21 protein-coding genes are annotated in these 21396 nt (G+C 69.3%); 10 read left to right on the top strand and 11 right to left on the bottom strand.

What is annotated here, in order from left to right:
- Positions 1 to 52: 52 nt before the first annotated feature.
- Positions 53 to 865 (bottom strand): dihydropteroate synthase, encoded by an 813-nt coding sequence (folP, locus tag I4J89_RS05785; RefSeq protein ID WP_196412814.1) that lies wholly within the window; start codon positions 863 to 865, stop codon positions 53 to 55.
- 363 nt (positions 866 to 1228) lie between these two features.
- On the opposite strand from folP, the gene I4J89_RS05780 reads away from it, so the two are divergent.
- The 7 genes from I4J89_RS05780 to I4J89_RS05750 are packed head-to-tail and all read left to right on the top strand — an operon-like array spanning position 1229 to position 9449.
- A complete protein-coding gene (locus I4J89_RS05780; protein ID WP_196412739.1) occupies positions 1229 to 1492 on the top strand; it encodes a hypothetical protein in 264 nt (87 codons plus the stop codon).
- A 1-nt stretch (position 1493) separates the two neighbouring features.
- Positions 1494 to 1856 (top strand): hypothetical protein, encoded by a 363-nt coding sequence (locus I4J89_RS05775; RefSeq protein ID WP_196412738.1) that lies wholly within the window; start codon positions 1494 to 1496, stop codon positions 1854 to 1856.
- 37 nt (positions 1857 to 1893) lie between these two features.
- Positions 1894 to 5235, top strand: coding sequence for an ATP-binding protein (locus tag I4J89_RS05770; RefSeq protein WP_196412737.1), 3342 nt, complete (start codon positions 1894 to 1896; stop codon positions 5233 to 5235).
- 1 nt (position 5236) lies between these two features.
- Complete coding sequence (locus tag I4J89_RS05765; protein ID WP_196412736.1) at positions 5237 to 7189, top strand: MFS transporter; 1953 nt, start codon at positions 5237 to 5239, stop codon at positions 7187 to 7189.
- A gap of 6 nt (positions 7190 to 7195) precedes the next feature.
- A complete protein-coding gene (locus tag I4J89_RS05760) occupies positions 7196 to 7738 on the top strand; it encodes a hypothetical protein (protein ID WP_196412735.1) in 543 nt (180 codons plus the stop codon).
- Positions 7735 to 8850, top strand: coding sequence for a M23 family metallopeptidase (locus I4J89_RS05755; protein ID WP_196412734.1), 1116 nt, complete (start codon positions 7735 to 7737; stop codon positions 8848 to 8850). The genes I4J89_RS05760 and I4J89_RS05755 overlap by 4 nt, the downstream gene beginning before the upstream one ends.
- Positions 8847 to 9449, top strand: a complete 603-nt coding sequence (locus I4J89_RS05750) for a hypothetical protein (RefSeq protein ID WP_196412733.1) — start codon at positions 8847 to 8849, stop codon at positions 9447 to 9449. Before I4J89_RS05755 ends, I4J89_RS05750 begins: the two co-directional genes overlap by 4 nt.
- Here the strand turns inward: I4J89_RS05750 and I4J89_RS05745 are convergent, their stop codons facing one another.
- Genes I4J89_RS05745 through I4J89_RS05725 form a run of 5 tightly spaced genes read right to left on the bottom strand, consistent with a single transcriptional unit; the run spans position 9450 to position 12076 of the window.
- Entirely contained in the window at positions 9450 to 10010 is a 561-nt protein-coding gene (locus tag I4J89_RS05745) for a hypothetical protein (RefSeq protein WP_230858335.1), read from the bottom strand. It abuts the gene before it with no gap.
- A gap of 13 nt (positions 10011 to 10023) precedes the next feature.
- Positions 10024 to 10308, bottom strand: coding sequence for a hypothetical protein (locus I4J89_RS05740; RefSeq protein ID WP_196412732.1), 285 nt, complete (start codon positions 10306 to 10308; stop codon positions 10024 to 10026).
- A gap of 15 nt (positions 10309 to 10323) precedes the next feature.
- Positions 10324 to 11316: a WXG100-like domain-containing protein gene (locus I4J89_RS05735; protein WP_196412731.1), complete on the bottom strand. Its 993-nt coding sequence runs from the start codon at positions 11314 to 11316 to the stop codon at positions 10324 to 10326.
- On the bottom strand, positions 11313 to 11759 hold the full coding sequence (locus I4J89_RS05730; RefSeq protein WP_196412730.1) for a hypothetical protein: 447 nt from the start codon (positions 11757 to 11759) through the stop codon (positions 11313 to 11315). The genes I4J89_RS05735 and I4J89_RS05730 overlap by 4 nt, the downstream gene beginning before the upstream one ends.
- Complete coding sequence (locus tag I4J89_RS05725; RefSeq protein ID WP_196412729.1) at positions 11756 to 12076, bottom strand: YbaB/EbfC family nucleoid-associated protein; 321 nt, start codon at positions 12074 to 12076, stop codon at positions 11756 to 11758. Before I4J89_RS05725 ends, I4J89_RS05730 begins: the two co-directional genes overlap by 4 nt.
- A gap of 147 nt (positions 12077 to 12223) precedes the next feature.
- Here I4J89_RS05725 and I4J89_RS05720 point away from each other — a divergent pair, with 147 nt between their 5' ends.
- From I4J89_RS05720 to I4J89_RS05710, 3 genes are read left to right on the top strand one after another with little or no spacing between them, the layout of a single operon-like run.
- Entirely contained in the window at positions 12224 to 14815 is a 2592-nt protein-coding gene (locus I4J89_RS05720; protein WP_309238200.1) for an FtsK/SpoIIIE domain-containing protein, read from the top strand.
- A gap of 25 nt (positions 14816 to 14840) precedes the next feature.
- Entirely contained in the window at positions 14841 to 15515 is a 675-nt protein-coding gene (locus I4J89_RS05715; RefSeq protein ID WP_196412728.1) for a hypothetical protein, read from the top strand.
- A gap of 15 nt (positions 15516 to 15530) precedes the next feature.
- Positions 15531 to 15791: a hypothetical protein gene (locus tag I4J89_RS05710; RefSeq protein WP_196412727.1), complete on the top strand. Its 261-nt coding sequence runs from the start codon at positions 15531 to 15533 to the stop codon at positions 15789 to 15791.
- 29 nt (positions 15792 to 15820) lie between these two features.
- Here I4J89_RS05710 and folE read toward each other — a convergent pair whose 3' ends face one another.
- The 5 genes from folE to I4J89_RS05685 all read right to left on the bottom strand — a co-directional run bounded on the left by folE (position 15821) and on the right by I4J89_RS05685 (position 21388).
- Complete coding sequence (folE, locus tag I4J89_RS05705; protein ID WP_196412811.1) at positions 15821 to 16468, bottom strand: GTP cyclohydrolase I FolE; 648 nt, start codon at positions 16466 to 16468, stop codon at positions 15821 to 15823.
- Positions 16465 to 18480 carry an ATP-dependent zinc metalloprotease FtsH gene (gene ftsH / locus I4J89_RS05700; protein ID WP_196412726.1) on the bottom strand — a complete coding sequence of 672 codons (2016 nt, stop codon included), beginning with the start codon at positions 18478 to 18480 and terminating at the stop codon, positions 16465 to 16467. The genes folE and ftsH overlap by 4 nt, the downstream gene beginning before the upstream one ends.
- Before the next feature lie 260 nt (positions 18481 to 18740).
- Positions 18741 to 19316, bottom strand: a complete 576-nt coding sequence (hpt, locus tag I4J89_RS05695) for a hypoxanthine phosphoribosyltransferase (RefSeq protein ID WP_196412725.1) — start codon at positions 19314 to 19316, stop codon at positions 18741 to 18743.
- Positions 19317 to 19379: 63 nt separating this feature from the next.
- On the bottom strand, positions 19380 to 20348 hold the full coding sequence (gene tilS, locus I4J89_RS05690; RefSeq protein WP_196412724.1) for a tRNA lysidine(34) synthetase TilS: 969 nt from the start codon (positions 20346 to 20348) through the stop codon (positions 19380 to 19382).
- Positions 20348 to 21388, bottom strand: coding sequence for an Rv3626c family coenzyme F420 biosynthesis-associated protein (locus I4J89_RS05685; protein ID WP_196412723.1), 1041 nt, complete (start codon positions 21386 to 21388; stop codon positions 20348 to 20350). The genes tilS and I4J89_RS05685 overlap by 1 nt, the downstream gene beginning before the upstream one ends.
- Positions 21389 to 21396 lie beyond the last annotated feature (8 nt).

Raw genomic sequence — 21396 nt, 5'->3', positions numbered from 1 at the left:
TCGGGCGTGACGCCCTGCGCGGGGCGGGACGGTCCGGCTTCGGCGGTGCGGTTCACCGCGTACCCCCGAATCGTGGTGAGCCGGTGGCGTGCCAGACCGCGAGCGCGTCCACGGTCGCGCCCACCTCGTGCACCCGGACCCCCCACGCGCCGGCGGCGACCGCAAGGATCGTGGTGGCCAAGGTGGCCGCCTCGCGGCCGCCGACCGGCCGCGGCGTGCCGTCCGGGCCCGCCAGCAGACGGCCCAGGTAGGTCTTGCGGCTCGCCGCGAAGAGCACCGGGAAGCCCAGATCGATCAGTACGTCGAGGTGGGCGCTGAGTGCCCAGTTGTGCTCGGCCGTCTTGGCGAACCCGAGCCCGGGGTCGAGGATGATCCGGCTCGGATCGACGCCGGCGGCGATCGCCTCGTCGGCGCGGGACCGCAACTCGTCGCGGACCTCGGTGACCACGTCGTCGTAGACGGCGAGTTTCTGCATGTCACGGGAGTGCCCGCGCCAGTGCATGAGGATCCAGGGGCAGCGCGCGGCGGCGGCGACCGCCGCCATGCCCGGATCGGCGAGCCCGCCGGAGACGTCGTTGATCACCACGGCGCCGGCCGTCAGCGCGGCCTCGGCGACCACCGCGCGGGTGGTGTCGATGCTGACCGGTACGCCGCCGGCGGTCAGGCGCTCGATCACCGGAACCACTCGGGCGATCTCCGTCGCGGCGTCCACCCGCTCCGCTCCGGGCCGGGTCGACTCGCCGCCGACGTCGATGACATGCGCGCCCTGGCGGAAAAGTGCGATGCCGTGTTGAACCGCGGCTTCGAGGTCGGTGTATCTCCCACCGTCAGAGAAAGAATCCGGCGTGACGTTGAGGACGCCCATCACGACCGGGTGATCCCGGCGGAGCAGTTCAGCACCTTTGAGCTGCGTGTCTGTCGGCGTGGTCGGCACAAGAAGAGGGTACGGGGCGGTTGTCTTTCGAACACGTGTACGATCCCACGTGACTCATATTCAACCACTCAATCACCTTGGGTAACGAAAAGGGCGCTTGTTGCTCGCAAGTACGGGCCGTACTCTTCGGAACTGGGCATCATGAAGTGACCGAAGAGAGCAGATGAGCATGGCAGTGCCCGAAGGGCTCACTCGACGTGGTGAGCCAGAGGTAGCACGATATGGGCATTGCCGTACGGCTTCACAACTGCAGCGTGTCCGTACCCCCCATACCGGACACGGGGAGGTTTACCGATGATCGCCACCGAGCTCGCCATTCTGGCGGCTGAGCCAGCCGGCAGCATCAACACGGAAGGCATTGTCACCTTCTTCGCGAGCAACATCGCTCCGATCCTGCTCGCGGTCCTCGGCGTGATCTTCATCGGCCGGGCCAGCCGCGGCGAGATCTCGAAGGTGTTGACCAGCTCGGCGATCGCGATCGTGGGCCTGGCGTTCATCGCCGGCGCCGCCACGCTCTTCTTCGTCGGCGAATCGATCATCGAGCTGATCTTCAACTGAGATGCGGCTCCGGACCGATGACGACATCTACCGGGCACGCCTTGTCTATCTGGGCCCGCCCGGCTACACGCTGCCCATCCACCTGCCGTACGCGCAGTACGGGATGTTCGTCGTGCTGGTGCCGCTCTTCATGGTCATTCACTACCTGATCACGCTCGACTTCGACCCCTTCCCGGCGTGGGAGATCGCCCTCGCCATGGTCACCACGTCGTACGTGTTCCGGCACGTCGACCCGGACCGGCCGGCCCGGGTCGTCATCCGCACCGCGCTCACCGACTGGCGCCGCACCCGCGAGCCCGCCGTGGAGCAACGCGATCCGAGACTTGTCGCCACTCGCATCCGGGTTCGGGAGGAGTTGGTATGACCAGTTGGGCCGTCGTGCGTCTCGGTGGGGTCTCCGCATGAGCGGAACCCCTCCTCCGCACGGGCATCCCCGCGCGGATGCCTCGTCCACAGGCAGGCAGAGTAACGGTGTGCGTTCGGACAACTACTCCTCGCCTGACGACCCCGAGGAACTCGTTCCCGCGCCCGGACATGGCGGTGTGGGGGTGTTCCAGGCACCGCAGCCGGTTCGTCCACGAGGATCGGCGGTCGACACCACGATGGACATCGACTCGCCCTTCCTCGACCTGTTCGGCGGTACGGCCACTCCGGCGCGTACCCCCGCTACCCGTCCGAGTGATCTTTACGCGAAACCGGCCGAGCCGGATCCGGATCGTGGGTTCGGGTTCAACGACCGTCCGGTGACCCCGGCTCCGCCGCCGGCACCGAACGGCGCCGCCGCGGAGCCGGCCGTGGAGAACTCGCCTGGATGGAACGGCGCGCCGTTCACCCGGGCGCCGGTCGGACCCAAGGCTGACTTCTTCCCGGAGCCGGGCACCGCGGAGCCGGCCGCCCCCGCGGCCGACCCGGAGGACGACTGGTCCGAGTTCGACGACTGGCCCCCGCAGCCGTCGCACTCCGCACCAGCGTCCGCGCTTCCCGCACCGCCCCCGCCGCCCGCGCCCGCCGCACCGGCTGAGCCGGTCGCGCTGTGGCAGCAGGCCCCCTCGGCTCCGCTGCCGGTCCCGATGCCGGAGCGGGCCCCGGCCGAGCGCCGGGAGAAGGCGCCGGCCCGGCGGGAGAAGAGCAAGGCGGTCAAGCGCAAGGAGCCCAAGCCCGCCAAGCCGGTGGCGCTGCGGCCGCAGAAGCTCAAGTTCAGCGACCGCGACCCGGCCATGGAGCTGGCGATCAGCGAGATCGCCGGGCACCTCACCTTCACGCAGAGCACGGTGACGGCCTGGTACCACCTGCCCGAGGTGCGCTGGGCCTTCCGGCCGGACGCCGAGCGCGAGGCACTGCTCAGCGCCATCTCCGAGCAGTACGCCGGACTCGCCGGGTTCCGCCTGCACCTGCGCCGGACCACCCGGCCCTTCCCGGCCGACGAGTGGGCCCGCACGGTCGACTCGTTCACCGCGAAACCCCTGGCCGACGTGCACGGCGCCACCTCGTGGTCGGACCACCTGGTCGCGGCGCAGCGCCACCTGCTCTCGGTGAACCATGCCGAGGGCCAGACGTACCTCGGCGTGACGTTCGCCCGGCGGTCCCTCGGCGACACCTTCTCCGAGCGGATCCTGCGGGTCTTCGGCCGCGGCACGTCCGACGGCGAGCGGCGCAAACTGGGCCGTACGGTCGAGCAGTTCGACGAGGTGCTGAACGCGTTCGGCATGCGCGGCCGGCGGGTCACCCCGCAGGAGCTGGAGTGGCTGCTCTACCGCTCGGTGGCGCTCTGCATGGCACCGCCCGGGCTGCTCTCCCCGGTCACCAACGGCCACTGGGAGACCGGTGACCTGCTCGCACTCACCGAGCAGGTGGAGCGCTACCGCACTCCGTACGGCTCCACGGTGAAGCTGGTCAACCGGATGTCCGGCGAGGAACGGCACGTCGCCGTGCTCTCGGTCGGCCGGATGGAGCCGCTGGAGATCCCGGAGAAGCACGAGCCGTGGATGCACTTCCACGAGCGGCTGCCGTGGCCGATGGAGCTCTCCTCCCGGATCGACATCCTCGGCTCGAACAGCTCGTTCAAGAACCTCGAGCACCGGCTCCGGATGATCCGCTCGCAGCAGCTGGACTACGCCGAGCACGGCATCGACGCCCCGCCCGAGCTGGAGCGCCTCGCCAAGCGGGCGCTGGTGATCGGCGACGAGATGACCACCGGCCTGCCGGTCGAGTCGGCCCGGGCGCACGGCTGGCACCGGATCGCGGTCGGCGGCGCCACCCGCGAGGAGTGCCTGGAACGCGCCCGCCGGCTGATCCAGCTCTACTCGCGCGAGCTGCGCATCTCGCTGCAGCACCCGAAGGGCCAGGACCAGCTCGCCCGCGAGTTCATCCCGGGCGAGCCGATCGCCAACACCGGATACGTACGCCGGATGCCGGTCAAACTGCTCGCGGCGGCACTCCCGCAGGCCGCCTCCACGGTCGGTGACCGGCGCGGGGACCTGATCGGGCGTACCGCGGGCACGTGCCGGCGGCCGGTCTTCCTCGACCTGCACTTCCCGATGGAGGTCCGGGAGCGCTCCGGGCTCGGGGTGTTCGTGGCCGAGCCCGGCGGTGGCAAGTCCACGCTGATGGGCGCGCTCGGCTACCTGAACGCCCGGCGCGGTGTCCAGGTGACCCTGCTCGACCCGTCCGGGCCGCTCGCCCGGCTGTGCCAGATGCCGGAGTTGCGGCCGTACTCGCGGGTGCTGAACCTGACCGGTTCGGAGCAGGGCACGCTCGCGCCGTACGCGTTGATCCCGACCCCGGTCCGATCCGAGTTCCCGACCGGTCCGTCCGGCGACCGCGAGTTCGAGATCGCCGTCTCCAACGCCCGCGCCGAGCGCCGCATGCTGGTCCAGGACATCTGCTCGATGCTGGTGCCGCCGCAGGTCGCCAAGGAGGCGTCGACCGCGACGCTGCTGCGGCACGCGGTACGGCAGGTGCCGGCCGAGGAGACGTCGACCCTGGACGACGTCGTTCGTACCCTGCAAGGTCTGGACGACGACGAGGGCAAGGAGCTGGCGAACCTGCTGCTCGACACCGCCGAGATGCCGCTCGCGCTGCTCTTCTTCGGCCACCCGCCGGCACACCTGCTCGGCGCGGACGCCGCACTCACCGTCATCACCATGGCCGGCCTGCGACTCCCCGACCTCAAGATCGAGCGGGAGTACTGGTCAGCCGAGGAGTCGCTGGCCCTGCCGATGCTGCACACCGCGCACCGGCTGGCGGTCCGCCGCTGCTACGGCGGCTCGATGTCGTCCCGCAAGATGGTCGGCCTGGACGAGGCCCACTTCATGGAAGGCTGGCGGTCCGGCCGCTCGTTCCTGGTCCGGCTCGCCCGTGACTCCCGGAAGTGGAACCTAGCCGCGCTGGTCGCCTCTCAGAACCCGCGGGACATCCTCGGCCTCGACGTGCAGAACCTGGTCTCCACGGTCTTCGTCGGCCGCATCGCCGAGGATCAGGAGATCGCCTCCGAAGCGCTCCGGCTGCTGCGGGTGCCCGTACACGACGGGTACGAGGCGACGCTGGCGTCCCTCTCCCAGGTCGACACGTCGTCCCACCACCGGCTGGGCTTCCGCGAATTCGTGATGCGCGACGTGGACGGGCGGGTCCAGAAGGTCCGAGTCGACGTGTCGTACGTCGAGGGTCTACTCGAGCACCTGGACACCACACCGGGCACGCCACCCCCGGCGGTCCTTCCGCTTCCGTCCGACCTGGAGGCTTGAGATGGTGCAGCGCGGGTTGGCGCTGATCACGACGATGGCTCTGGTCGTGGTGGCGTCGATCGCCTGGGCGGTGGCGGCTCCCAGCTCCGGCGCGTACGCCGCGCCGGCAAAGGCACCGAACGGCGCGTGCAGCGTCGAGGAGTGGCAGCAGGACATCCAAGGGTGCGTGAAGCGGCTGGCGGAGGTGGGCAGCACGCGGGCGCAGTGTTTGACGCCGCCTACGCCCAATACGCCGGATTCGGGGCTGGCGGGCTGGTTCGCCGAGCGCCCGCAATCGTCGACCAGCGGCAGCTTCCCCGGCCTCTACAGCGACTACGGCTACGCCGGTTACAGCTATTCGACCTACGATCTCGACGGAGGCTGCGCGTCCACCATCGTGGAGGCCGACTCCAAGATCGAGAATACGATCGCCAACGGCGAGTTCATGATCGCGACGGCGGTGATCGGTGCTTCGAACGCGCTGCGCGAGCGGGCGTGGAACCCGGAGACGCTGTGGGGCTGGGCTGATCCGCTTGTGGACCAGACCACGAAGGCTGTCTACCAGAAGGTCTTCACCGTCTTCGGTGTGGTGACGCTGGCGGTTATCGGGCTGTATCTGCTGTGGCGGTCGCGGCAAGCCGAGATGGGCATGGCGACGACTACTGCCGGTTGGGCGATTTTGATCATGGTGGTGGTGACGGCGATCGCGTCGTGGCCGGTGCGGTCGGCCAATATCGCTGATCAGACGCTCATTGGCACGCTCGGAGTCGTTCACGACGCCGTCGGCCCCAGGCCTGCGGAACCGACCACACGATGCGCCCTGGGTCCGGATGCGTGTACCGACAACCGCCCTCCCGCCGTGCGCGCCAGCGATACCGCGACCGAGACCATGCTTTACCGGAACTGGCTTCGTGGGCTTCTCGGGTCGGCCGACAGCGAGACCGCACAGAAATACGGTGAAGCGCTCTACAACGCCCGGTCCCTGAAGTGGGAGGAAGTCGAGAAGATCCGCACCAATCCCGCCACGCGCGACGCCACTCTGGATCGCAAGAAGGCTCAGTGGATGCGGGTCGCGGAACAGATCAAGCAGGAAGACCCCGAGGCATACGAGTACCTCCAAGGCATCAACGGGATGGAGCGGGTCGGCGCCGGCTTCATCGCGATGCTGGCCGCGTTCATGTTCGCGATGTTCGACATCACCGCCTCCCTCCTGGTTCTCCTGGGATTCCTGGTCTTCCGATGGGCTGTGATCGCGGCACCCATCCTCGGGACGATCGGCCTCCTGCGGCCGGCCAGTGCCGGAATCCGACGCCTTGGCAACGCGGTCGTCGCGGCCGTTTTCAACATCGCCATCTTCGGGACCGGCGCAGCGATTTATTTGTTCGCCGTGGACCTGATCATGAACACAGCGAGCCTCGCCGGTTGGTTGCAGGTCGTACTGGTGTGGCTTTGCGGCGTCGTCGGATGGCTCCTCCTTCGTCCCTACCGCCGAATCACGCAGTTGGGCGGCAAGGACGGCGCGGCCGCGATCGCGTCCGCGGGCTCCTGGCACCGCCGGTTCTTCCGGGACATGCGAGAAGCCGCCAAGCTCGAGGTAGCCGAAGGCGGAGGTACCCGCGAGCCGACATTCGGCAAGGATGGTCGCCCCATCTACGTCGAGCAGCGGAACCTACGTCCCGAGGCGCGCCTCGAGGACCCGGCGCACTCCGCAGCGACTCGCACCGAGACTGCCGGCGAGGGTGTCTCCACCGCAGTCGCAGCGCGTCCGGACGGCACCGAAACCGTGCGGCCCGACGATCGGACCGTCAACGCCGAACGTCGAGGCCTGCCCAGCTCTACCCGAACCCGGAACACATCGGATTGGACCGAGCCCGACGTGGCCGAACGGCCTGCTTCATTCGCCATCTACCGGCCGGAGACCGGTTCCACGACACAGGAACCGGCAAGTCCGCGGGTGCGTTCCGAGGCCAGGTGACCGAGGTTGGCGGGATTCATTGAACGCAGCCTCACCGGGATCTTCCGATCCCGGTGGGGTGTCGCTCTCGTCCTTGCCGGCATCGTCCTGGCGGTGGTGGGGATCGGCCGGCTCTTCTCCGACGGCCGCACCACGCCAACGCTGGGCGGAGACAGTCCTGCGGCTGTGATCAGCGTGAACCCCTCCGAGGACGACAGCGTCGTCTCGAGCGAGCCGCCGCCGACGCCGAAGACCAGCCCCGGACGGGCGCAGCCGGAGGCGGTCGCCTACGCGTTCGCCTCCGCATGGGTTGATCACAGCGACATCACCGCGAAGAAGTGGCGTGATCGGCTTCTGCCGAACGCGACCAAGAACCTCGCGGAACAACTTCGCGGAGTTGATCCGGCCCGAGTGCCGGCAGACCGAGTCATCGGCCGTCCCGATCTGGTGGCGGTCAACGAATCCATGGTCAACGCGGTCGTCACCATGGACTCCGGCAAACTCAGCCTCCGGCTGGTAGCACCGGAAGGGCACTGGCTGGTCGACGGCATCGACTGGGAAGCAGCGTGAGAGTCCCCCGGCCGCGCAAGGTCGTCCTCCTGATAGCCCTGGTCGTGACGCTTGTTCTGCTCTGCTGCGGCGGCAGTGTGACGGTGCTCCTCCTCGGCGGCACCGGCGACGACAACCCGAGCACTCTGAACGCGTCGCTGGGCTGCGGCAAGGGAGGTCCGGTAGACCCGGACTCCAAGCTGCCGCGGATCCGTTCGTACGGCGGCGCACAGATCCGCAACGCCGCGGTCATCATCAACGTGGGTGCGGACATGCAGATGCCGCCCCGGGCCTGGGTGATCGCGGTGGCGACCGCGATGCAGGAGTCCCGCCTGGTCAACCTCGGACACCTGGGCGATCGCAACGACCACGACTCGCAGGGTCTCTTCCAGCAGCGGCCGAGCTCGGGCTGGGGCACGCCGGAACAGGTGCGGGATCCGGTCTACGCGAGCACCAAGTTCTACGAGAAGCTCAAGACGATCGACGGATGGCAGACCATGCCGCTGACCCGGGCCGCGCAGGCAGTGCAGATCAGCGCCTACCCCGATGCGTACGCGAAGCATGAACCGATGGCCACGCAGATCGTCAACTCGCTGGCCGACGGTGCGGCCAACGCGGTGGGTGACTCGCTGGCCATGGTTTGCGCGGCGTCCGGGCAGATCGCCGCCTCCGGATGGACGATCCCGTTGCGAGCCGGTGTGGGTTCCGGGTTCCGGACGTCGGAACGCCCCAATCACCATGGCGTCGACCTCAGCATCGGGAAATACACGCCGATCGGCGCAGTGGCCAGTGGTGTGGTCTCAATGGTGAAATGCGACGAGGACTTCAACGGCCGCAAGAGCTGCAATGTGGACGGGTATCCGGGCAAGGGCGGATGCGGCTGGATGGTGGAGATCCTGCACCCCGGCAACGTGATGACACGGTACTGTCACCTGGTGCAACGGCCCTTCGTGCGAGAGAACCAGCAGGTGGCCGCCGGCGAGATCATCGGCCGGGTCGGCTCAAGCGGGAACTCGTCCGGCCCGCATCTGCATTTCGAGGTTCACCTGAACAACGACCGGTCGAGCGCCGGAGCGGTGGATCCGGTGCAATTCATGCGTAACCAGGGCGCTTCCTTGGGCGGCGAGGGATGACCAGCGGCCCTTCGTCCAGTTCGTCATCGCATCCGAACTGGACCTCCGAAGCGCCTCGTCCCGTCGTTCCGACGCCGGCCACCATGGGCGGCAATCTTCGTGGCCGGCGAGTGATCATCGGCTTGCCAGGGCATGGATGGCGCACCGATCTCCGGGCGGATGAGAAGGTCATTCAAGGAAGCCGCACCTATGTGCCGGTGATACCGGAATCGGAGTGGTACCGCGCCGAAGCCGAGCAGGTCGAGGTATTCGCTCCTTTAGTGCCCGTCGAACGGGTGTGGGTTGAGGAATACGGGATGGCAGGGCCCGCCCTGCCGGATGCGAGCGCTTCGCGCCTGGTGTCGTTGGACGAGCCGCCTCGCAGGTCGCCGGTTGCCGCCTTGGACGCCGGCCAGCTGACCGGCCGGCGAGTCGTCGAAATCGCGGTGGACGACGGCACGGAACGCCGTGACCTGCGCGCGGTCACCGAGATCCACACCAGCGAGGACGGCCATGTCTGTGCACGTGTGTGCACCGAACTGGATTGGTACCGATGGCAGTGGACCGGTCGCTCGCCTCGCACCGCCGAGGTTCCCGTCAATCGACTCTGGGCCGAGTGATCAAACCTTCGTGGCACCACACACGCGCCACCCATCCTGATCGACCAGCGCGATTTGCCAAGAACTGCTGTCACGTCCCCCTTGACCGGCAATGGTCCGTATCAGGTCGACGCCCACGTTTCCATTAGCACCCGTGGTCTCCACCGCAAGACTGGACCAGGTAATCGAGATGCCTACGGAGAATTCCTTCTCGCGGCTCACCGTGTCGTCACGGTATTGGACGAGCTGGGTGAAGTCACCGCCCGAATCGCATTGGTAGAGTTTCGCCTCGTTGTCGTCTCGGGTAACGAGGAAGGCGCCGAGAAAACTATCAACCACCGCGTCGGGCTCGGTGCGTTTGATCTCGGTGGCCTCGTCGTAGAGGGCTATGAAGACGCCTACACCACCCAGGCAGAGCAGGGCCATCATGCCCGCACCCAAAGCCAGCGCCAGCCTCGCCCGCCGGCTCTGCAACCGGCCGCGCTTTCGCGGCGGCTTCGGCGTCACCATGGCTTCGACCTCCTTCTCCGCCACTGTCGACGAATCGGGTCCGACCTCGGTGTCAGGCTTCCGCGGCTGCATACCTAAACCCTAGTCACTCCGGTCGCACCTCCCGGAATTCCGAGCCGGAGCCCCAGAACGCGTTGATCTCCTCGATCACCGGGCGCAGCAGGGCCGCGGTCGGATCTTCGACCGGAGAGCCGTCGTCCCATCTCAGCACCACCGGCAGGTAGAACACGTCGCCGCCGACGCCGCGTTCGACGCCGAGGGTCATCACCTTGCCGTCCAGTTCGAACTGCACCGCCTCCTTCCCGTGGCTGCGCAGGATCGCTCCGGAGTCGTGCTGGGCTTCCTGGCTTCGCAGTTCACGCACTGACACCGTGGGCTCCACGTTCTACACCGGATCTATGACGTTGATGCTGGTGACGTTCGGGTTGTTCTGCAAGGCGGGCAGTTCCCGGTTGAGCCAGATGCTGCGGTGGCTGGGTGCGTGACTCCAGGCGGTCACCTCGCCGTTGGCGTTCTCGGCGTACCGCTCGGAGAGGCGGCCCCAGATCTTGTCGGCGTGGTCCTTGGTGACCGGCGAGCCGGCCTCGTACAGGGCCCGGCCGTCGAAGACGCTGCCGCCGGGGGTCTGTTCCAGGGTCACCGTGGTGAGGCCGTCGGTGTTGGCCTCGGCGTACGCCCGCATGCGCGTACCGTCGTAGGCCGCTCCGGAGTAGAAGGTGGCGCCGTCCGTGGGGCTGCGTACGTCGACCTTCTCGACCTCGCGCATCAGCCGGTGGAAGTCGGAGTTCTGGCCGAAGTGTTTCGCCAGCTGTCCGGCGCTCTGCGCCGCGGCTCGGCTGCCGGCGGTCTGGAGCAGGTCGGCCGCCCGGGTGAACATCTGCGCGATCTCGCCCTCCACCACCTGTAGCGAGCGATGGATGATCTCCCGGCAGGCTAGGCGGCTCGCGGCAATGAAGACCGGGACCTCGGCCAGGGTCGCGCCGGCCGTCACGAACGCCGTGGCCACCGCCTGGCCGACCTGGAAGGTCAGGATGGTGAGCTGGGCGATGAAGGCGGTCTTGAGCGCGACGGTCACGCCGGCCATGGCGATCAGCCCGGCGCCGATCAGCTCGACCGCGGTGGCCGCGTCCTCCAGGTGGCGGCCGGGGCCGTCCGGGCCGTTCCACCATTGCTCGAAGGCTTCGACGGAGGCGCCTTCGTTCTCCATCCACACGCGGCGAGCCGCGGCGTCGGCCTCCGAGGCGTGTACGCGCAGCCGCGCGCCGTGCTCGATCCAGGCCCGCCCGTCGGCGTACAGCCGGTCCTCGTCGGCCTGCGGCCAGGTGAGGCCGACCCAGCCGAGCGGCTCGGTGAGTTCGGCGGGCAGCTCGATCGTCATGTCCCCGGCCCACCCGAACAGCCGGAGGCACCGGGCCCGACGAGATCAGCGGGCGGCGCGAGGGGAACAGGCTCGACACGATCGGCGGGCCGCGCCAGACAAACAGGCTCGACACGATCGGCGGGCGGCGCGAGGGAGACCAAGGACGCGGCCGCGGCCGCGTCCGTCCCGGCCATCGCGCGAGCCTGCACGGCCAAGGAGAGCGCGGCATCGCCCACCTGCTGCACATACGAACCGAGCGCGGCAAGCGCGTGCCCGAGGATGGACGAGTAGGCGACGGTGAAGGTGCTACCGCTCTCGTCGTCGCCCCACGGATGGGCGGCCCCGTGCACCGTGTTCTCCAGAACGGCGACGTCGTCGGCCATCCGCTGTGCGATGCCCGCCAGGGTGCCACCGGCCGCGGCGACCGATTCCGGGTCCAGGCGCAGCCGTACGCTCGTCATCGTCGTGCCGCCCGTCGGGAGATGTCGTACAGGGCCAGGGATATCTCCGCGAAGCGGCGGTCCGCGATCTCCACGGCGTCCTGCGGAGGCATCTCGGCGGCGTATGCCGCCGCGGCGGCGGAAACCTGCTCGCGCAGGTGGTCCTGCGCCAGCGTGAACGCGCTGATCAGCGCGGCACGAAACTCCTCGGCGGGCAGCGTCATCGCCCGTGGGTCGATGACCAGGTCCCAGAGCCGGCCGTCACTGTCGAGTTCGACCTGGATCCGGCCGCCGGCCGCCTCGGCCACGACCGCTACCTCGTTACCCGCAGCGTCCATCTCGACCTCCCGTCGATGGCGAATACCACCGATGCACGCTCCGGGTTCAACCGACCACGGTGCGGCGCGAAAGTGGCATCGGGGACGCAACGCGGCTCTCGGGCGGGTCTGGGATAAGTTTTATCCGCGGACAGGAGGTGGTGGGCAGTGGCGGATTCGACTCTGCGGGTCCGGCAGGCCGCTGCCTTGCACCGGCAGGCAGCGGCGACGGTGGACGCGGCCGCGGCCGCGCTTGAGGCGTACGCCCCGACCGTTCCCGATCCCCGGGAGCAGCACCGGCTGGCCGACCGGTTGCGGGCGGCGGCCGGCGAGCTCGCGCCCGGTTGGCTGGGTGCCACGCTGGACGCGCTGTCCTCGACCGCGCCGCTGGGCGGTGGTGAGAGCACGCCGCAGTTCGTCCGGCTGGGTATCGCCCAGCCGTTGGACGACGTACGTTTTCCAGCCGTCGTGCCGCTGCTCGGCACGGGTCACCTGACCGTCGACGCGACCGCTACCGATCCTCGCGTGTTTGGTCTGCTGCGTTCGCTCCTGCTGCGCCTGCTAGCCGCCGCTCCGGCCGGATCACTATTGGTCCGGACGGTCGACGGGGTGGGTGGCGGCACCGTGTTCGCGCCCTTCGAGGAGCTGGCCGACGCCGGCCTGATGGCGCCGCCGGCCACCGACCGGCAGGGGTTGCGCGACGTGCTCTCCGAGGCGGAGAAGTGGCTGCGCCCGGTCCGTGGCGGCGCCGTCCGGCGCAACCGGCGGGACCGGCTGATGCTGGTGGTGATCGCCAGCCTGCCCGAGCTCACCGAGGGTGAGGAGTTGCGCCGGATCGCGGCGCTGGCGCAGCAGGGGCCGGATTCCGGGCTGCATCTGATCGTGGCCGGCTGGCCGCCTCCGCCGCTGACCGCCGAGACCACTCAGGCTCCACTGCCACGGACGACCGCGATCTCGGTGCGGAACCCGTTCGCGATCATCGGCGATCCGCCGGGTGGCACGTTCGGTTCGCGGCCGGAGGCGCTGTGGCTGAACGCTCCGGTCTTTCTCGACGAGGACCCGCCGCCGCATCTGATCGACGCGGTCTGCCATGCGCTGGCCGCGGACACCGCGGAGGCGTCCCGGGTCACCCTCTCCGACCTGCTGCCGGAGCCGGCCGATGAGCTGTGGGGCGGTGACGCGGCAACCGGGGTGGAGATCGTGGTCGGTCACCACGGCGACGTGCCGCTGGTGCTGAGGTTCAACGACCTGACCCCGCACTGGATGGTGGGTGGCCGGTCGGGTGCCGGCAAGACCGCCTTCCTGATCAACGTGCTGTACGGCCTGGGCGCCCGGTACGGCCCCGACCAGCTGGCCCTCTACCTGCTCGACTTCAAGGAGGGCGTGTCCTTCGCGGAGTTCGTGCCGACCCGGCGGGACCGCACCTGGCTGCCGCACGCCCGCGCGGTCGGTGTCGAGTCCGACCGGGAGTACGGCCTGGCGGTGCTCCGCGAGCTGGATGCCGAGATGACCCGCCGCTCGATGGCGTACAAGCGAGCTGGTGTGTCCCGCTTCGCGGACCTGCGGACGGTCGTCGCCGAGGAGGGCCGGGGCACACCGCTGCCGCGGATCCTCTGTGTGATCGACGAGTTCCAGGTGCTGCTGGCCGGCAACGATCCGATAGCCGGCGAGGCCGTGGCGCTGCTGGAGTCGCTGGCTCGCAAGGGCCGCTCGTACGGTATTCACCTGGTCCTGGCCAGTCAGACCGTGCTCGGCGTGGAAGCGCTCTACGCCAAGCGGGATTCGATCTTCGGTCAGTTCCCGGTGCGGATCGCTCTGCCCGGCGGCGGGGACGTGCTGGAGCCGACCAACGACGCCGCGGCGGGACTGCCGATGGGCAGCGCGGTGGTGAACACGGCCGGCGGTCTGGGCGGCCCGCGTGGCGCGACCCGCGGTCACGAGCGGGTGGTGCGCTTCCCCGATCCGCACGCCGACCAGCCACTGCTGAGCGACCTGCGGCACCGCCTGTGGGGTGCCCGCGACCAGGAGGCGCAGCCGCCCCGGGTCTTCGCCGGGTACGCGCAGCAGCACCTCGCCGACGACCCCACCTACCGGGCCGCGCTGGCCGGACGGGTGGGCCGCCCGGCAGCTCTGGTCGGCCGGGTGATCGACGTGAACCTGTCGACGGCCACCTTCCCGCTCGACTCCTCGCCGGGACGGCACCTGGCGATCCTGGGCTCGCTGTCGACCGGTGCGGAGGTGCTGGACGCGGCGGCCCGGAGCGTGGCCGCCTGTCACACACCGCGTACCGCCCGGTTCGTGATCGCGTCCCTGGTGGCCGAGGGCGACGCGCCGGCCGCCGCGCTCGCCGCAGAGCTGGCCCACCGGCAGGAGGTGGTCGTGGTCGACGCCGCCGGCCTCGCCGCGGAACTGGACGCCGAGCGCCCGGGCTACCGGGTGGTGTTCGGGATGGACGCCGCGCCGCCGGGGAGCCTGACCGGGCTGCGGCAGCTGCTGCGGGACGGGCCGAGCCGCGGGTCACACCTGCTGTCCTGGTGGCGCGGAGTGCGGCGGTTTGGCGAGGAGACCGGCGGCAGCATGGGCCGCGAGGATGTGGCCGGCCTGCTCTTTCTCAACGTGCCGCAGCACGATGTGACGCTGATGTTGGGCCGGCCGGTGGACTGGCATCCCCGGCCGAACCGGGCGCTGCTGCACGACCGGCACGCCGACCGCACGGTGACCGTGGTGCCGTTTGTGGACCCGGAAAGTGACGCACAGTGAGAGAGCACCCGGAAAGTGGCGCGCGGTGACTGAGCAGGCGGAACAGCGCGGCGTCGTGCCGGCCCAGGCCGGGCCGCCCGCTGACCCGTGGGCGGAGTACCTGGCGGCCGCACGGGAGCTGGACGCGGTGCGCCGGGCGGAGAGCTCAGCGGTGGGCGAGCACACCGCGACGGTCACGGCCGCACAGCAGGAACTTTCCGCGGTACGGGCGCGGCTGGCCCCGCAACGAGCGAGGTTGGTGCGCGATTTCGGCGTACCGGAAAATGAGCTCTTGCCGCAGGCGACCGACCAGGCCGCGGCGATGGAACGGGTGGCCGGCGGCCCGGCTGCCGTGCTGGCGGCGCTGCGCGATGCCCGGACCACCGCGGACGCCGCGGACAACGCCTTCGTCGGCCCGGCGCCGCTCGGGCCGCACCGTCCCTGGCTGCGCAATCTGCTGATCTACGGACCGTTCGCGGCCGTGGTGCTGCTGGTGCAGATCGTGCTGTTCCTGTTGGCCGGCTCGCCGCCGGACTACGCCCTGCTCTGCGGGCTGAGCATGCCGCTGCTGGCGTTCGGGCTGGGTTGGGCCACGATCGGCTTCGTGTACGGCGACGAGGGCCGCAAGGTCGACCGCACCCCGCTCCTCGGCGTGATCGTCTGCTTGGTCCCGGTGCTGCTCACCTGCATGGGTCAGGGTCTCAAGGTGCTCTTCAACTAGAAGATCGGAGGCACAATGGCGAACGTTGAAGAGGTCAAGGTCAACGTGGCGGCGTCGGTGGACGGCGCCGAGCGGGCGGTCGTCGGGATCCAGGCCGTGTCGGACCAGCTGGACCAGGCGCTGGTGCTGCTGCGGATGACCGCGATCGGCTCGTTCCATCCGGCCGCGGCGGCCGCCATCGCGAGCCTGGAGCAGGCCCGCGAGCGACTGGACGAGGCGACTCAGCTGACCCGGGCCGGCATGGAGTCGGCCAACATGTTCCGCAGCCTCATCTGACATGGTCGGGCGGCTAGCGCCGCCCGGGCTTACCTGGCGTTTATGAGGGCCATCGCCTCGGCGCGGACCTTGCCGTCGGTCTGGAAGCCGCCGCGGACCGCGCTCGTGACGGTACGCGCGCCGACCTTGCGGATGCCGCGCATCTCCATGCAGAGGTGCTCGCACTCCAGCACAACGATCGCACCGCGGGCGCCGAGCTGCTTCATCAGCAGGTCGGCGATCTGCGAGGTGAGCCGCTCCTGCACCTGCGGGCGGCGGGCGTAGACCTCGACCAGCCGGGCCAGTTTGGACAGGCCGGTGATGCGCCCGTCGGTGCCCGGGATGTAGCCGATGTGCGCGACGCCCTTGAACGGCAGCAGGTGGTGTTCGCACATGCTCTGCACCTCGATGTCGCGGACCAGGACGAGTTCCTCGTGGTCCGCCTCGAAGGTGGTGGTGAGCACGGTCGACGGGTCCACCCGCAGGCCGGCGAAGAGTTCCGCGTAGGCCCGGGCCACCCGGGCCGGGGTGCGCTGAAGACCGTCGCGATCCGGGTCCTCACCGATCGCGATGAGGATCTCCCGGATCGCCTTCTCGATCCGCCCGAGGTCGACGGCCTGCTCCACCGGAGTTCCGGTGAGCTTGCCGTCGACCAGCCGGGCGGCTAGATAGTCGAGCTCGTCTTGCGCGCTGATCAGTTGCTGCCTTCCGAACCGTTCGCGGTCGGGTTCGGGCCGACGGCGATCTGCCCGTCCGCCTCCGCCTGCGCCTTCAGCTTCTCCCGCTCGGCGGGGGTGAGCACCGGCGGAGCCTCGGAGGGCAGCCGCTTGCCGAAGCCGTTGAACGGCGACATCGGTGGCCGCTTCTGCACCCGTGCGCAGATCCGGTTCATGTCTTCCTGAGTGATGGTTTCCTTCTCCATCAACTCAAGCACCATGTTGTCGAGGACGTCGCGGTATTCGACCAGGATCTCCCAGGCCTCGTCGTGCGCGAGCTCGATGAGCGCGCGCACCTCGCCGTCGATGTCGGCGGCGACCGCGTCCGAGTACGCCTTCTCGTGGCCCATGCTGCGCCCCATGAACGGCTCGTCGCCGCTGGTGCCGTACTTCACGGCGCCCAGCTTGGAGCTCATGCCGTACTGCGTGACCATGGCCTTGGCCAGGCCGGTCGCCTTCTCGATGTCGTTGCCGGCACCGGTGGTGGGCTCGTGGAAGACGAGCTCCTCGGCGGCCCGGCCACCCAGCGCGTACGCCAAGGTGTCGATCATCTCGGCCCGGGTCTGCGTGTACTTGTCCTCGGTCGGCAGGACCAGCGTGTGACCCAGTGAGCGGCCACGCGGCAGGATCGTCACCTTGTGCACCGGGGCGGAGTGCGGCAACGCGTACGCCACCAGCGCGTGCCCACCCTCGTGGTACGCGGTGATCTTCTTTTCCTTGTCGCTCATCGCCCGGGTCCGGCGTTCCGGCCCGGCGATGACCCGGTCGATCGCCTCTTCGAGGAAGTAGTTCGAGATCGCCCGCTTCTCGTTACGGGCGGTCAGCAGCGCGGCCTCGTTGATCACGTTGGCCAGGTCGGCGCCGGAGAAACCGGGCGTGCGGCGGGCCACCGAGTCGAGGTCGACGTCGGGCGTGAACGGCTTGCCCTTGGCGTGCACCCGGAGGATCGCCTTGCGGCCCTCCATGTCCGGGTTGTCCACCGGGATCTGCCGGTCGAAACGGCCCGGGCGCAGCAGCGCCGGGTCGAGGATGTCGGGCCGGTTGGTGGCCGCGATCAGGATGACCCCGCCCTTGGTGTCGAAGCCGTCCATCTCGACGAGGAGCTGGTTGAGCGTCTGCTCGCGCTCGTCGTGGCCGCCACCCATACCGGCACCACGGTGCCGGCCGACGGCGTCGATCTCGTCGACGAAGACGATCGCCGGAGCGTTCGACTTGGCCTGCTCGAAGAGGTCACGGACCCGGCTCGCGCCGACACCGACGAACATCTCGACGAAGTCCGAACCGGAGATCGAGTAGAACGGCACCCCCGCCTCGCCGGCCACGGCACGGGCCAGCAGCGTCTTACCGGTACCCGGGCTACCGAAGAGCAGCACGCCCTTCGGGATCTTCGCGCCGAGTGCCTGGTATTTCGCCGGGTTCTGCAGGAAGTCCTTGATCTCGTGCAGTTCCTGGACCGCCTCGTCGGCGCCCGCCACGTCGGCGAACGTCGTCTTCGGCGTGTCCTTGGTGATCATCTTCGCTTTGGACTTGCCGAAGTTGAGCACCCGCGAGCCGCCACCCTGCATCTGCGACATGAACAGCAGCAGCAGGACCACGAGGATCGCGATCGGCAGCAGGTTGATCAGCAGACTGACGAGGATGTTGTCGCCGGAGACCGTGGCGTTCACGGTCCCGGTGATACGGCCCGCGTTCTTGGCCTCGAGGACGTCGTCCCAGATCTGGTTCGTGACCTCGTACGGGTACTGGGTCTCGATCTTGTCGGTGGTCTTGCCGTTGAACCGTTCCGACGTTGCCAGGTCGATCTGGAGCGTCTGCTCCTTGTCCTTCTGGACGACCTTTTCGATGCCGGGCTGGTTCAGACGCTCAAGGGCGACCGAAGTATCTACCCGCTGGTAGCTGGGACCACTGGTGAAGAAAGAGCTCAGCGCGACTACGCCGATGATCACCAGAATGATCCAGACCACCGGGCGGCGGAAGAAACGCGTACGTTCCATACTGTTGTCGGGCGCCAAGCGCCCGGACCCTCCTGATCGGCGTCCTGGTCACCTCAACGTCGCCGCTTGTCGGCGGCCCCTCCGGCGCTCTTACTGTTTGTGCCTACCACGCCATTGGTCACTCGACCGTACACCGTAGGTGCCGTTTACGAACCCGCGAGGGAGTAGGGCGAACCCCGCGTACCCGGCGGTAGGTTGGGGCGGTTTCGGGACAAAACCGCCCATACCGACCATTACTGAGAACACGCTGAGAAAGCGGTTCAGCTACGGGCGTACACCTCAGGCTTCAGCACACCGACGTACGGCAACTCCCGGTAGCGCTCGGAGAAGTCCAATCCGTAGCCGACCACGAACTCGTTCGGGATGTCGAAGCCCACGTACCGCACCGGGACCTGCACCTTGACCGCATCCGGCTTGCGGAACAGCGCGACCACCTCGACGCTCGCCGGGGAGCGCGACTCCAGGTACTTCATCAGCCAGGAGAGGGTCAGGCCGGAGTCCACGATGTCCTCGACCACCAGCACGTGCCGGCCGGCGATGTCCCGGTCCAGATCCTTGAGGATGCGGACCACGCCCGAGGAGGTGGTGCCCTGCCCGTACGACGAGACGGCCATGAACTCCATCTCGGTGGACGGGCCGTGCCGCCCGAGTGACCGGGCGAAATCGGCCATGAACATGACCGCGCCCTTCAGCACGCAGACCAGCAGAATCCCGTCGACGGCATCGGTGTGGTCCGTGGAGACCTGCTTCGCAAGCTCGTCGATCTTGTCCCGGATCTGTTGCTCCGAGATGATCACGTGGTCGATGTCGGCGTCGTACCAAGAGCCATCAGCCATGGACTAAGCCTGCCCCATCGAGGTTACGGATGGTCGAACGGGGCCGGATTCCGGTCAGCGAGCTCACTTGGTATGTGCCGGAACCACCCGAACGAGGTCGCCCGAGCGACGCGCCACGCCGATCCCACCGGGCAGGTGCACCGGTCCCTGCCCGCGCCAATCGATCACCAGCGCGTTCAGTGACACCACGTGCGGGTATCCCAGCGCACCGCCGGGCGCGCCCAGCTCCCGGGCCCAGCGGTGCAGCACCCGGCTCCGGATCGCGGGCAGCAGAACGGTCAGCGCGGCGATCGAGAGCCCCGCCTCGGAGCGGGCCGACTCCAGAGCCGTCTCCGCGAGCGAGTCCAGTGCCACGGTGTCCTCCGCCAGCAACGACGCCGTCCGGGCCAGGTTGTCCACCACCGCCGGGCCGAGTGCGCCGACCAGAGCGGGCAGGACCGAGGCTCGGACGCGGGACCGCGCGTACGCCGGATCGGTGTTGTGCGGGTCCTCCCAGGGCGCCAGTCCGAGCGCCGCGCACGCCTTACGGGTCTCCGCCCGGGAGACCTCGAGCATCGGCCGGCGGAACACCCCGCGCCGGGCCGGCATCCCGGCCAGCCCGCGTGGTCCGGCGCCCCGGGCCAGTGCCAGCAGCACCGTCTCCGCCTGGTCGTCCCGCGTGTGCCCGAGCAGCACAGCGGCAGCGCCCAGTTCGGCGGCGGCGGCGCTCAACGCCGCGTAACGAGCCGTGCGGGCGGCCGCCTCCGGGCCACCGGGCAGGCCGGCCACCGAGACGGTCGCGATCCGCACCGGGTCGAAGCCGGCGTCCTGCGCCCAGGCGGCCACCGAACGGGCCCGCCGGTCGGAGCCCTCCTGCAAGCCGTGATCGACGGTGACCAGGCCGACCCGGCGCGGGCTGAGGAACCGCGCCGCCGACGCCAGCGCCAGCGAGTCGGCACCGCCCGAGCAGGCGACCAGCACCAGGCCGTCACCGGGTAGCGCACGGCGCACCGCGGCACGGACCGCCGCGACCGGCGGCGGAATCCGGGCCATCAGCCGTGAACCCGGGCGACCCACGCGTCCGGGTCGCCCAGCTCCTCCAACCGGGGCAGAGTCAGCGGTGACGTGAAGATCTTGTTGAAGCCGGTCATGCCGACCCGCTCCACCACGCCGTGCACGAATTTGCGGCCCTCGGCGTACTGCCGCATCTTGACCTCGACGCCGAGCAGACGGCGGATCGCCTTCTCGAGCGGGTTGCCGCTCTCCCGGCGGCGGTTGAACTTGGACCGGATCGACTCGACCGAGGGGATCACCTCGGGCCCGACCCCGTCCATCACGAACTCGGCGTGCCCCTCGAGCAGGGTCATCAGCGCGGTCAGCCGGTCCAGCACCGCTTTCTGCCCCGGGGTCTGCACGATGTCCAGCACGGAGAGGCGGCTGTCCGGATCGCGTACCGCGTCGGAGAGCGTTGCCACGCCCCGGCGCAGCCGCTCCAGCAGGTGCTCGCCGCCCTGCGAGGCGTCGACGAAGGCCTGCACCTCACCGAGGAAGTAGCCGCGCATCCACGGCACCGCGGTGAACTGGCTCCGGTGCGTCACCTCGTGCAGGCACACCCAGAGCCGGAAGTCCCGGGGATCGGCATTGATCTTGCGTTCCACCTCGACGATGTTCGGCGCGTTCAGCAGCAGCTGACCGGGGTCGCCGGAGAACACCTCGTACTGCCCGAGGACGCGGCCGGACAGGTAGGCCAGAATCGTCCCGGCCTGCACCCCGGTCACCCGGGACCCGATCGCCTCGGCGAGCGGACCGGGCGGCTTGTCCCCGGAGAGCCGGCTGACCAGCGGGCCGATCACCTGTTGCAGGCCGGCGATGTTCACCTTCGCCCAGTCCCGCCGGTCCACCACGCGGACCGGCGGCACCTCGACCTGTGGGGTCAACCCGGTGTACGCCGCCACGTGGCCGGCCGCCTCATCGGTGAGAGTCCGCAGCTCGGACACCACCTGGGTGGCCTCGGAGATGGAGACCGCGGGGCCGGATTTGGAGAGGGCGCCCGCGGTGGCGGCGGCCAGATCCCAGTCTACGAACTGCGCCATGCGACCCA

Source organism: Actinoplanes aureus, assembly GCF_015704865.1.
GTDB classification, from domain to species: Bacteria; Actinomycetota; Actinomycetes; order Mycobacteriales; family Micromonosporaceae; genus Actinoplanes; species Actinoplanes aureus.
This window is presented reverse-complemented; position numbering and strand designations above follow the sequence as displayed.

Bases quoted from the DNA above. Each gene is read 5' to 3' on its own strand.
- I4J89_RS05725 (WP_196412729.1), bottom strand. From the start codon at position 12,076: ATGGACGCTGCGGGTAACGAGGTAGCGGTCGTGGCCGAGGCGGCCGGC.
- I4J89_RS05745 (WP_230858335.1), bottom strand. From the start codon at position 10,010: ATGCAGCCGCGGAAGCCTGACACCGAGGTCGGACCCGATTCGTCGACA.
- folP (WP_196412814.1), bottom strand. From the start codon at position 865: ATGGGCGTCCTCAACGTCACGCCGGATTCTTTCTCTGACGGTGGGAGA.
- I4J89_RS05730 (WP_196412730.1), bottom strand. From the start codon at position 11,759: ATGACGAGCGTACGGCTGCGCCTGGACCCGGAATCGGTCGCCGCGGCC.
- I4J89_RS05750 (WP_196412733.1), top strand. From the start codon at position 8,847: ATGACCAGCGGCCCTTCGTCCAGTTCGTCATCGCATCCGAACTGGACC.
- I4J89_RS05765 (WP_196412736.1), top strand. From the start codon at position 5,237: ATGGTGCAGCGCGGGTTGGCGCTGATCACGACGATGGCTCTGGTCGTG.
- hpt (WP_196412725.1), bottom strand. From the start codon at position 19,316: ATGGCTGATGGCTCTTGGTACGACGCCGACATCGACCACGTGATCATC.
- I4J89_RS05770 (WP_196412737.1), top strand. From the start codon at position 1,894: ATGAGCGGAACCCCTCCTCCGCACGGGCATCCCCGCGCGGATGCCTCG.
- I4J89_RS05775 (WP_196412738.1), top strand. From the start codon at position 1,494: ATGCGGCTCCGGACCGATGACGACATCTACCGGGCACGCCTTGTCTAT.
- I4J89_RS05710 (WP_196412727.1), top strand. From the start codon at position 15,531: ATGGCGAACGTTGAAGAGGTCAAGGTCAACGTGGCGGCGTCGGTGGAC.
- I4J89_RS05780 (WP_196412739.1), top strand. From the start codon at position 1,229: ATGATCGCCACCGAGCTCGCCATTCTGGCGGCTGAGCCAGCCGGCAGC.
- ftsH (WP_196412726.1), bottom strand. From the start codon at position 18,480: ATGGAACGTACGCGTTTCTTCCGCCGCCCGGTGGTCTGGATCATTCTG.
- I4J89_RS05735 (WP_196412731.1), bottom strand. From the start codon at position 11,316: ATGACGATCGAGCTGCCCGCCGAACTCACCGAGCCGCTCGGCTGGGTC.
- tilS (WP_196412724.1), bottom strand. From the start codon at position 20,348: ATGGCCCGGATTCCGCCGCCGGTCGCGGCGGTCCGTGCCGCGGTGCGC.
- I4J89_RS05685 (WP_196412723.1), bottom strand. From the start codon at position 21,388: ATGGCGCAGTTCGTAGACTGGGATCTGGCCGCCGCCACCGCGGGCGCC.